The 10,749-nt window shown below is 47.5% G+C and carries 12 protein-coding genes; all 12 read right to left on the bottom strand.

The genetic code is table 11. The annotated features are described in order from the left end of the window. Nucleotides 1–1,420: LysM peptidoglycan-binding domain-containing protein (locus tag AC1DSE_RS21770; protein ID WP_477528173.1), on the bottom strand; the 1,420-nt coding region annotated here is incomplete at its 3' end. A 201-nt stretch (nt 1,421–1,621) separates the two neighbouring features. Beyond that, nucleotides 1,622–2,491 (bottom strand): prephenate dehydratase, encoded by an 870-nt coding sequence (gene pheA / locus AC1DSE_RS21775; RefSeq protein ID WP_477511930.1) that lies wholly within the window; start codon nt 2,489–2,491, stop codon nt 1,622–1,624. After that, nucleotides 2,488–3,483, bottom strand: coding sequence for a homoserine kinase (gene thrB / locus AC1DSE_RS21780; RefSeq protein WP_477511929.1), 996 nt, complete (start codon nt 3,481–3,483; stop codon nt 2,488–2,490). Before thrB ends, pheA begins: the two co-directional genes overlap by 4 nt. Before the next feature lie 5 nt (nt 3,484–3,488). Next, nucleotides 3,489–4,775, bottom strand: coding sequence for a homoserine dehydrogenase (locus tag AC1DSE_RS21785; protein ID WP_477528174.1), 1,287 nt, complete (start codon nt 4,773–4,775; stop codon nt 3,489–3,491). 24 nt (nt 4,776–4,799) lie between these two features. Continuing rightward, entirely contained in the window at nt 4,800–5,237 is a 438-nt protein-coding gene (locus tag AC1DSE_RS21790) for an ACT domain-containing protein (protein ID WP_076270848.1), read from the bottom strand. Nucleotides 5,238–5,368: 131 nt separating this feature from the next. Beyond that, nucleotides 5,369–6,694 (bottom strand): GTPase ObgE, encoded by a 1,326-nt coding sequence (obgE, locus tag AC1DSE_RS21795; RefSeq protein WP_076270849.1) that lies wholly within the window; start codon nt 6,692–6,694, stop codon nt 5,369–5,371. A 13-nt stretch (nt 6,695–6,707) separates the two neighbouring features. Continuing rightward, a complete protein-coding gene (locus AC1DSE_RS21800) occupies nt 6,708–7,445 on the bottom strand; it encodes a Spo0B domain-containing protein (protein WP_076270850.1) in 738 nt (245 codons plus the stop codon). 211 nt (nt 7,446–7,656) lie between these two features. Continuing rightward, nucleotides 7,657–7,968 (bottom strand): 50S ribosomal protein L27, encoded by a 312-nt coding sequence (gene rpmA, locus AC1DSE_RS21805; RefSeq protein WP_076270851.1) that lies wholly within the window; start codon nt 7,966–7,968, stop codon nt 7,657–7,659. An 88-nt stretch (nt 7,969–8,056) separates the two neighbouring features. After that, on the bottom strand, nt 8,057–8,395 hold the full coding sequence (locus AC1DSE_RS21810) for a ribosomal-processing cysteine protease Prp (RefSeq protein ID WP_054027239.1): 339 nt from the start codon (nt 8,393–8,395) through the stop codon (nt 8,057–8,059). A gap of 11 nt (nt 8,396–8,406) precedes the next feature. Then, the gene (rplU, locus tag AC1DSE_RS21815) at nt 8,407–8,718 is read right to left on the bottom strand and encodes a 50S ribosomal protein L21 (protein WP_053374798.1); all 312 of its coding nucleotides are present in this window, start codon (nt 8,716–8,718) and stop codon (nt 8,407–8,409) included. A 206-nt stretch (nt 8,719–8,924) separates the two neighbouring features. Next, the gene (locus AC1DSE_RS21820; protein WP_477528175.1) at nt 8,925–10,154 is read right to left on the bottom strand and encodes an Rne/Rng family ribonuclease; all 1,230 of its coding nucleotides are present in this window, start codon (nt 10,152–10,154) and stop codon (nt 8,925–8,927) included. Between the two features lie 37 nt (nt 10,155–10,191). Continuing rightward, nucleotides 10,192–10,749 (bottom strand): site-2 protease family protein (locus tag AC1DSE_RS21825; RefSeq protein WP_477528176.1); only part of this gene is annotated, 558 nt, incomplete at its 5' end.

Here is a 10,749-nt window from a genome sequence, read left to right on the forward strand (position 1 = left end):
CCAGCGGTGATACYATGCCTTGGTTCGGCTGTGTTGCCAGCGGCGATACCATGCCTTGGTTYGGCTGTGTTGCCAGCGGCGATACCATGCCTTGGTTCGGCTGTGTTGCCAGCGGCGATACCATGCCTTGGTTTGGCTGTGTTGCCAGCGGCGATACCATGCTTTGGTTCGGGAAAGCAGAAGTTCCGGCTACCATTTGACCTTTTTCCTGCATGCCATGCTGGAGTGGATTTATCATGGGATAACCATAACCCCATTCAGGGCCAACGCCCATAGGCATGCTGGATGGAGATGGGTAACTGCCGACAAATACCATCCCCGGCGGACACTCAAATGGCGCCTCGATGCCTTCATGCATTGGGCTTACCGTACTTCCGAATGGTACAGGTTGATGCCAATCTCCGTAACCGTAGCCATGTTCCATGTGAGCAGGCATGGTCATTGGTTGACCAAATCCATACCCCGACTGAATTGGCATGGTCATCGGTTGCCCGTAACCATATCCCATCTGAGCTGGCATAGTCATCATTGGCTGATGATGCCCATATCCTCCGTAAGTAGGCTGTTGTGCAGCTGGCGAGATTGCTTCAGGTGCTTTTGGCAAATCATACAAGGATAATGCTTCGGTTGCTGGGATGCCATATTGCTTGAATAAATCAACATTTGGCTTGTATTCGGAATGAATCGGTTTTAGCTTTTTCTCAACAGGCTTTTCGATCGGCAGCGCCTTTTTGGCTGGCTCAACTGCTGCCGCCTTAGGGGCAGGAAGAGGAGCTGGTTCTACTGGCTTCACAATAGGTGCTGTTGGTTTTTTCTCTTGAACAGGTGCAACAGGCGTTTCAGGAGCAGGGGCTACCGKTGCTGGTGCAATAGGCGCAGTTGGCGTCTTGCCTGCAATTGGAGCTGTTGGTGTTTTTCCAATAATAGGCGCTGTAGAAAGCTTTCCGACCCAGCCCTGTACCCCTTGCATGATTGAGCTTGGGTGAAGGGCGTGATGACCTCCCGTGTTTTGTGCCACGCTCTGTCCAGCTTGTTGTCCAGTACCTCCAGTACCTTGGCCACCAGTTCCTTCAGTCATGGTTTCGCCTACTTTAGGAATATTCACAACTTCACCAGTAAGCAATACATTCGGATTTTTGAGCTGCGGATTCGCTTTAATCATATCCGCGAGCGGCACGCCCCAAGCTTTCGAGAGCTTCCAAAGGGTATCACCTTGTTTCACAATATGCTGATGCATGATGTCCATTCCACCTCCTGCGCCGCCCGCGATGCTTGAAGGAATTYTCAGCTTCATGCCAACATCAATGGCGTCCGGATTCGTAATACCCGGGTTCAGCTTCAAAAGCTCTTCGAGCGATACATTATACTTTTGGCCGATAAAGTATAACGACTCGCCTTTCTTCACAATATGGATTTTCACTCGTTGTTAACCTCCTGTCACGTTCTGAATAACCAGGCACTGCTAATGCCTATTATCAATCCTTACATCCTATGCAGAATATGGGCAGGTGTCTCCACTTTCACAAAAAAAATAGTAAAAAGCCGAGTTCACCCATCAGAGTGAACTCGGCTTTCTATTCATGTATCGTTTCATTCTACGCTTTAGAGCAACCAGCTATGCTTATTTCTTGAATTCAGTAAAGCTTGGATAGCTTCCTAATACGCGAACCTGACATCCGATTGCTTCAATTTCTTGAATGGCTGAAGGAAGCAGAATGGTATCAAGAGCCATATCAATGTCGATGAAGAAATAATAATTGCCGAGCTTCTTCTTCGTCGGGCGCGATTCAATTCGGGTCAAGTTGATTTTGCGCCATGCAAAAGCAGAAAGAACCTGGTGGAGCGCTCCCGGGTAATCCTCTGGCAATGTAATTAATATGCTCGTTTTTATATTATCGGACTTACGATCGGTATAGGGCTCTGATCCGACCAGCAAAAACCGAGTGTAATTATTATCATGATCTGTAATCTCACTTGTGAGAACATCAAGCTTCTCGTTCGCAGCAGCTGTCATCGTGCCAATAGCTGCCAAACCGGCATTCGGGTTGTTTTGAACGATTCTAACGCCCTCAGCTGTACTGCTGACATGTTCTGTAACCGCATGCGGAAGATGTGTACGCAGAAATTGCAAGCACTGTGCGATCGCTACAGGATGGCTGATCACTTTAGTAATACGTGAGTAGTCCATTTCGCCATTATCGTTTAACAGTTCAGATTGCCGGCCGATCAAATTTTGAATGGAGGGATAAACCCACTCCGCTTGAATCGGAATATCAACCTCATGTACAAGCCAATCCATATGAAGGCTAACAGAACCCTCAATCGTATTCTCGATCGGAATGATGCTGTAATCACTTATTCCATTGACAGTAGACAGGAACACATCGGATATTAGCCGATGATGCTTCCAGTTTATTTCTTCACCGCGGAATAAATGTCTTGCTGCCTCATCCGATACGGAGCCAGCAGGTAAAACCGCTATCGTCTTCATCGCTTCATATCTCCTTTAATTCGATCCGGAAGAGGAATCGCAGGCTGCGAAGAAATATCCTCTATCGTAATTTGAGGACCTTGAGCGCTTGGCGACAGCCATAGCGTATTTGCTTCAATGCCCTCCTGCTTTAGCGTATCAAGCAGAAATGTTTCAAGCATGGATTCGCCCGAGCTGTGTGCAGCACCGGCTTCCGTATCCTCAACAAATGCAATCAGCGTCGGCCCTGCTCCGCTTAGCGCAGCACCAAGCGCGCCGTGCTCTACCGCACGCTCCAGTATAGTTGCCATGCCGGGAATCAGGGCTGCACGGTAAGGCTGGTGCAGCCGATCCTTCATCGCATGGCGAATCATACCTAGCTCGCCGCCAGCAAGCGCTGCGACGAGCAAAGAGCTGCGGCTGACGTTAAATATGGCGTCAGCCATACTGATTGTAGACGGAAGCGCATGACGCGCCTTCTCCGTCGACAGCTGAAAGGCTGGAATCGCGACAAGCGTCTTCAGCTTGTGATGCGGCTCAATTCTAACATAATCTGCTCGCTCCCCATCCCAAGCCGAGACGACAATGCCGCCGTATAGTGACGCGCCGACATTGTCCGGATGGCCTTCCAGCGCTGTTGCCATTTGAAACAGCTTATCATCCGTGAGCGGACTGCCAATCAATGCGTTCGCAGCAACCAGAGCGCCTACGATTGCAGACGCGCTGCTGCCTAGTCCACGAGTGAGCGGAATATCGCTATGCATCGAAATCGAGAGCTCTGGCACGGATACGCCTGCTTCTTTGAACACAAGCTGCGCAACCTTATAGATTAAATTCGTTTTGTCCTTTGGCAATCCATTCATTTGATCGCCGTAAAACTGGAATTCCGTTCGTTCAGAGATGCTCATTTCAATCCAAGCGTATAGCGAAAGAGCCATCCCCAGCGTATCAAATCCTGGTCCGAGGTTTGCTGTACTTGCTGGTATTTTTACGATTACTCTGCGATTGTTCATAAGATTTATCCTTCTACGCGATAGACGCTTTTCACTTTATGAACGACATCCAATGAGTCAAACTTAGCAAGCACCTTCTGGATAGCCGCTTTGTTCGCGTCATGAGTGATGATGATGATCTCAGCTTCCGGATTAGACGGTGTCGGCTGCTGCAATACCGACTCCAAGCTGACCTCAAAGTCAGCGAATACTTGCGTTATGCGTGCAAGAACGCCGGCACGATCTGCCACTTTAAGCAGAATGAAATATTTAGATGAGATCTGCTCGTCAGTCTTGAGCTTCTTCTCTTTATAAGCAAGGCTTCCTTGCATGCCGTTCACACCAAGCTTCAGGTTTTTCACAACGGCCACCAAATCGGATACGATCGACGTAGCAGTCGGAAGCTCACCCGCGCCTGCGCCATAGAACATCGTTTCACCAACAGCTTCGCCATATACATAAACCGCGTTAAACACGCCGTTTACCGATGCGATAGGATGCGATTGCTTCACCATCGTTGGTTGAACGCTGATGCTGATCAAATCATCCTGGCGCTCTGCGATACCAAGCAGCTTCACTTCATAGCCAAGACGCTTCGCGTACAAAATATCTTCTTTGGATACCGATGAAATGCCTTGAACGGATACATCCTCAAGCGCAACATTGGCACGGAATCCGATCGTAGCGAGAATTGTCATTTTGCGCGCTGCATCAAGTCCTTCGACATCTGATGTCGGGTCTGACTCCGCATAACCAAGCTCCTGCGCTTCTTTAAGCACATCTAGATACGAAGCGCCTTCTTGACTCATCTTTGTCAAAATAAAATTCGTTGTGCCGTTCACAATGCCCATAATTTTATTAATGCGGTCGGAGGCGAAACCTTCGACAAGTGTACGAATAATCGGAATACCGCCGGCTACGCTTGCTTCATACAAAACATCGCAGCGGTTTTCTTTGGCTTTGGCCAATATTTCAGGACCGTGCATTGCCATCAAATCTTTATTTGYCGTTACGACATGTTTGCCAAGGGACAGCGCTTCTAGTATATATTCTTTCGTAAGCCCAATTCCGCCCATAACCTCAACGATAACATCAATTTCAGGATGGCGGATGACTTCCCAAGGATCCTCAGTTAGCTTGCTTGCATCCACTGCAATATTACGCGATTTGCTTTTGTCTTGAACGAGTACCTTTTCAATTACGATCGGCGAACCGACCTGACTTGCCAAATCATCCTGATGTCCCTCAACAATTCGAACTACACCTGTACCAACTGTACCAAGACCTAATAAACCAACTTTAACCGGCTTCATATATACCCTCCATTATCAATTCTGTTATCCTTGTCCGATGACCGAAGCTTTACGCACGCCTGGTTGACTGCGAAGCATTTCAACCAGCGATGACAGTTCTCCGGAAAGCTGCGAAATATCGACCGAAATGACGACATTAGCGAAACCTTGGAGCGGAATGGACTGATTCATCGTCAGCACATTACCATCCTGGCTCGCCACCATGCTAAGTACGTTGGAGAGTACGCCTGAACGATGCTCCAAATCCATAGAAATGGTCGCAATACGTTCTCGTTCCAGCTCATTTAGCGCGTAGACACCATCTTTATACTTATAAAAAGCGCTTCGGCTAAGTCCAACACGTTCAACCGCCTCATGTACGGTTGCCGCATCTCCTCGGCCAAGCATCTCCTTCACTTGTATCGTCTTCATAATCGCTTCCGGTAAAATATCCTCTCGAACGACATAATAGCGTTTCGTCACTATACGTCCTCCTCAAAAAGACAATTGTTCACCTATAGTGGACATTATATCGAAATATACAGTTTGGGGCAATAGGCAAAACAAGAAAAGACGGCTTTCGCCGTCTTCATTTGTTAATATGTGCGAATGCTCTAGCCATTCGGATTATAGTCGCTGCCCTCGAAGAATTCAAAAGCAAAGTCGCCGATTTGAACCATATCGCCGTCTTTTGCCCCCATCTTGCGAAGCTCGGCATCGACACCCATTTTGCGCATCGTGCGTGCAAAACGCATAACTGCATCATAAGAAGTCAAATTCATCCGTTTCATGTAGTTGCTAATGCCAGCACTAACAATAACGAACACTTCATCTTCCTTATGGATGGTGAAAGTCGTTTCTTCGCGCTTCTCGTACGTATAAACTTTACGCTCAGCAACATCTTTCACATCCGCGATTTCAACTTCCTCTGAAACCGTATCAAGAATATCAGCTGCTTTATATAGTAGCTCCTGTACGCCTTTTTTCGTTAGCGAGGAGATTGGCAAAATTTCATATTGACGTTCACCGCTAACTTCTGCGAGCTTTTGCTTGAATAACTCAAGCTGCTCCTCAGAATCCGGCATGTCCATTTTGTTTGCAGCAATAATTTGCGGACGATCTGCTAGCTTCTCATTATAGAGAACAAGCTCCTCGTTGATTTTCACCCAATCATCAAAAGGATCGCGTCCTTCAGACGCTGACATATCGATAACATGAACGATAACCCTCGTCCGCTCTACATGACGAAGAAACTCATGACCTAGACCAACGCCTTCATGCGCTCCCTCGATAAGTCCAGGCAAATCAGCCATTACGAAGCTGCGGCTATCGCCAACGTCTACAACACCTAGATTCGGTGTAATGGTCGTAAAGTGATATGCGCCGATTTTCGGCTTAGCGCCAGAAACGACAGATAGCAGGGTTGATTTGCCTACGCTTGGGAAACCAACAAGGCCTACATCTGCCATTACTTTAAGCTCAAGAACAACCCAGCGCTCTTGTCCTTCTTCACCATTCTCCGAAATATAAGGAGCTGGATTGTTTTGCGTAGCGAAGCGAATGTTGCCACGTCCGCCGCGTCCGCCTTTTGCAATAACGATTTGTTGACCGTGACGAGTCATATCTGCAATAATTTCTTGCGTATCATCATCAACGATTATTGTACCGGGCGGAATCCGTACGATTGTATCATCAGCGCCCGCTCCGTGCATGCTTTTTACTTTTCCGCGCTCGCCGCGATCAGCCTTGAAATGCTTCTGATAGCGGAAGTCCATCAGTGTACGCAAACCCTCGTCAACTTGAAAGATCAAGTCGCCGCCTCGGCCTCCGTCGCCACCTGCAGGACCGCCCTGCTCTACATACTTCTCACGGCGAAAAGAAACGATACCATCGCCTCCGTCGCCGCCTTTTACAAATATCTTCGCTTTATCGACAAACATGATGTGCCCCCGTTCATGCGCGCATTTCCGCCCTCAGCAACACCTTTGCATACGGCTGCTCGAAGTTGATCGGCTGCATTGGCGCGCCTTCCAACTGCTGTTGTATTTTTTGCTTCCATTGCTGTTCATTCATTAGTTCGCCATCATAATAGAAGGCTGCATACAGTGCATCCTCATCCAGCGATAGCTCCAGCGTAAGAACAGCAGCATTACCATAGCCAGGCTTAGCCGCAAACCGATATGCGTTAATCGTATGAATGAGCGTTTCGGCTATTTGATCGGCATCTGCCGTTATTTCGTTTAAATGAATGTCGCCTTTAATTACAATTTGTAACTCCAGCGAATTCGATATCGTACGAAACGATTGAATATAACTAATCAGTGATGGAACCCCTAGCTTGGATATACTGCTCTCCACAGCCATCCGTTCACTTATTTTCTCCACATACTCGGCGGCTTTATCCAGCTTTTTGAGCCTAATATAGCCAAACACGACTTGCAGGTCGTTCATCCAGTCATGACGATGATGATTGAGAGTTCGTATTGCAGAGTTTTGCAACGATTGAATCGTTCGCGCAGTCCGCTCTGCGTGCTCTTTCCGTTCCGTTCGTATCCAGTAAGTCGCAACAGCTATAAGCCAAACGAGAAAGACAGCAGTTAACCACACTTGATTGGGCCAAATAAGTACAGCGGCGCATGGCAACAAAATGGTTGCCGCCGCGTAATATTTCACCGTTGTTAAGCGTCCCATCGATTAAACCTACTTTCTTCGTATTTCCCGAAAATATAATAACGAATATATTATATTTCCCCGTCAAAGCTGCTTCAGCGTCCAAGACGCCTTAGGCATTTTTGCTTGCTTATCCAGTATATCACGCAGCCGTCCTACGGTCATCAGCCATGGAATAAAAAAACCCGGCCAAGCGATGCAGGCCGGGGCTTGTTGCATATATAAGGTTGTATTAAGCTTCTACTGCTGCAGCTACCGGAGCAAGAACAGCTGGATACACGCTCACTTTTTTGCGGTCGCGTCCCCAACGTTCGAACTTCACTACGCCTTCTACTAATGCAAAAAGCGTATCGTCTTTCCCGATGCCTACGTTAGTTCCTGGGTGAATTTTTGTTCCGCGTTGACGAAACAAGATGCTTCCAGCAGATACGGTTTGACCGTCAGCACGTTTAGCGCCAAGGCGTTTCGACTGTGAGTCACGTCCGTTTCTAGTGGAACCTACACCTTTCTTCGAAGCGAAGAGCTGAAGATTCAGTTTCAACATAGTTATTCCCTCCTTCTAAAGGATTGGTGAGCAAAGCTGCACCGTAAGCATGAACTAGAGGCTTGTAAAACAAACCTGCACCGAATGCTTACGCATTAAGATGTTCATGAATAACGACATGCTTGCCGTATGATTTTGCAATAGTGTCAAGCATAACCGCCATCGATTCCAGCAGCAGCTGCATCCGGCCGTCTGAAGCCTCGTCTGCAAGCGTCGGAATATCCGACGATAGCCAGCCGTTCTTCATCTTGGCAGGGAGCTCCTCTCCCGCTAGAGCTTCGATCGCGTTAACGGTACCAACCGAGATGGCTGATACACCCGCACAAACGATATCTTTGCCGGGCTTCGCATATTTAGCATGTCCTTCGACCGCAAATGATACGATACGTCTGTCAGCGGCTCTTCGTACAAAGGTAACTGTTATCATAGAAATTCCTCTTACGCTTGGATTTTCTCGATTGTTACTTTTGTGAACGGTTGACGATGACCTTGCTTACGACGATAGTTCTTTTTGGCTTTGTATTTGTAAACGATGATTTTTTGGCCTTTGCCTTGTTTCTCGACTTTGCCTGTTACTGTAGCGCCGGAAACAACCGGAGTTCCAGTTACAAGACCGTCACCTTTAGAAACCGCCAAAACACGATCAAACGTTACGCTTTCGCCTGCTTCAGAATCCAGTTTTTCGATGTAGATTACATCGCCTTCCTGAACTTTGTATTGCTTGCCGCCAGTTACGATAATTGCGAACATTGTTGGTGCACCTCCTTATTTTCGAAGACTCGCCTAATTCAKGTGGCTCACGGCATGCGCCGTAAACGCTTGTTTACCCAATCGGAGCGGTACTTGTACGTCCCATTCCAATGAGGTACGAGACACACACCCAAAGATTGTACCATACTATGCAAGCTATATCAATTCATCCAACAAGAAAATTTAAACTATTTATACAACTCTGATCATTTTATGTGCGCTCCGCAGCTCTCACAGCGCTCGATCAGTTGATGGACAGCATTCTCACGAGCCTTTTTACGCGTCATTTCAATTAATCCGAGCTTTGTCCAGCCCAAAATCGTACATTTGGTTTGATCATTGCGCGCTTTCTCTACGAGTCTTTGCATAACCTGCTCGCGATGGTTGTCCTGCTCCATATCAATAAAATCAATAATAATAATGCCGCCTACATCTCGAACTCGGAGCAATCTTGCAATCTCGTCTGCTGCTTCCATATTCGTGCGGAACACAGTGTCCTCAAGGCCAGATGTCCCAATAAATCTGCCTGTGTTCACATCAATAACCGTCAGAGCTTCCGTCTCTTCCCATATGAGGTGCCCCCCGCAGGTAAGCTGAATTTTGCGCTCGAACGCTCTCGTTACCTGCTCCGTCACACGATACGTATCAAATAAAGAATTGCCTTGCCTTGATTCAAAACATTTTAACCGCTCACGAAGCTGAGGGGTCATTTCCTCCAGCAGAGCTGACGCTTCCTCAAACCTCTCCKCATTGTCTATCCATATTTCATCCATATCCATCGTAAGCGTGTCTCGTACAGCCCTCCGCATGAGACCTGCCTCTCTATGCAGCTCGCTTGGCGCAGTCGCTTCCACGCTTCGCTCCGAAATGCTTTGCCAAATCTCTCTTAACCCAGCGACATCGGCATGCAAAGACAGCTCGCTTTCAGCTCCAGCCGCCGTTCTTAAAATAATGCCTTCCTCCAGCTCACGCAGCTTCTCGCCGATGGCCCGCAATCTCGACCGCTCGCTTTCGGAACTGATTTTTTTGGAAACGCCAATATAATCGGCATTTGGCATATAAACAAGAAACCGGCCAGGCAGTGAAAAATGTGTAGTGACACGGGCGCCCTTGCCTCCCAGCGGCTCCTTCATAACTTGTACGAGCAATTCCTGCCTCGGCTTGACCATATTTTGAATGAGCGGCTTTTCAGCTGGCTGTTTTTCCAAATGAGGGTGGAGCAGCTCATCAATGTACAAAAATGCATTTTTAGCTAGTCCTACATCTACGAAAGCCGCCTGCATGCCAGGCAGCACGTTCACGACACGACCTTTATAAACATTGCCAACCAAACTGCTTGCTTTTGATTTTTCCATAAAAAATTCGACTAGGCGGCCATTTTCCAGTACAGCGGTTTGCAGCATTTCACCGTTAACGTGCATCAACATTTGCTTCATTCCTGAATATCACCTGCCCGTACGCTTTTCATCTATTTTAACTGAAAAGTTCCGACACTGCACGATTCGGATTATTTTCGGACAAACATCCTTCTACAATTTTCTGCTCCGGAAGCACTCTGACCTCCTTGCTGTGCGACTCCACCATGTATATCAAATGATATCGCTCCCTTTGAAAGAGCCTTGCTACCGAGATGATTGACTGCTTGCCGCTTACGATTAAAGGACTTGCAATGTGTCCGAGCCTCAGCGCCTGCAGCGTGATCCTTTCCCGGTACATCAGAAAACGATAAAACAAATACGGAACATTACGATAGTACGTCCAATTCGTCATCACAAGAAATAGGCCGACAATGAGCAGATTGAGTTGAATCCCATCCTTATACACTAACCATGGAAGCAAGGAGACGATGATCATCAGCACACTAAAAAACAAGCTGACTCGCGCGCTCCAAATAAGCATTTTATAATAGTTAACCGTGTAGCTTAATGCCGCCTGCAGCAGCTTTCCTCCGTCAAGTGGGTGAATAGGCAGCAGGTTGAACAAGCCGATCATTAGATTTGCTTTCCATACATACTCCGCCCATGCTAAGTC

It is taken from the genome of Paenibacillus sp. 01L418 (assembly GCF_056400045.1).